Below are 565 nucleotides of genomic sequence, written 5' to 3' on the forward strand. Positions count from 1 at the left end.
ATCAATACCGGTCTTCAGGCCGGCACTTTCCAGCAGGTAGACCATATCTTCAGTGGCCATGTTGCCGGTGGCGCCGGGGGCAAACGGGCAGACGCCCAGACCGCCCACCGAGGCATCGAAACGGCGCACCCCCAGATCCGCAGCGGCCCAGGCCATGGCGGCGGCCAGCCCGCGGGTGTCGTGCAGGTGCACGTAGAATTTCTCCGCCCCGAATTCGCGGATCAGCGGCGCCATGATGTCCTTCATCTGCTGCGGATTGCCGGCGCCAATGGTGTCGGCAATGGCTACCTCGTCGGAGCCTGCAGCAAACATGCGCTCGCTGAGTTGCTGGGGCAATGTCACTGGCACCGGGCCGTCGTAGGGGCAGGCAAAGGCCCCGGAGATATAGGTGCGGGTGGCAATGCCGTCCGCTTTGGCCGCCGCAATGATGGCTTCACAGCTTTGCGCGGCTTGCTCCAGGCTCATGCGCAGGTTGCGCTCGTTGAAGGAATCGGTGGTGGACAGCACCAGCGCCACCGTGGGGTAGCCCGCATGCCGCGCCAGCTGGTAGCCCTTCAGATTGGGG

1 pseudogene is annotated in these 565 nt (G+C 65.1%); it reads right to left on the reverse strand.

From position 1 onward, the window contains the following. Positions 1-565 (reverse strand): annotated as a pseudogene (locus A3754_RS01545) (hydroxymethylglutaryl-CoA lyase); the annotation flags it as partial.

This window comes from Alcanivorax sp. HI0083, from assembly GCF_001635175.1.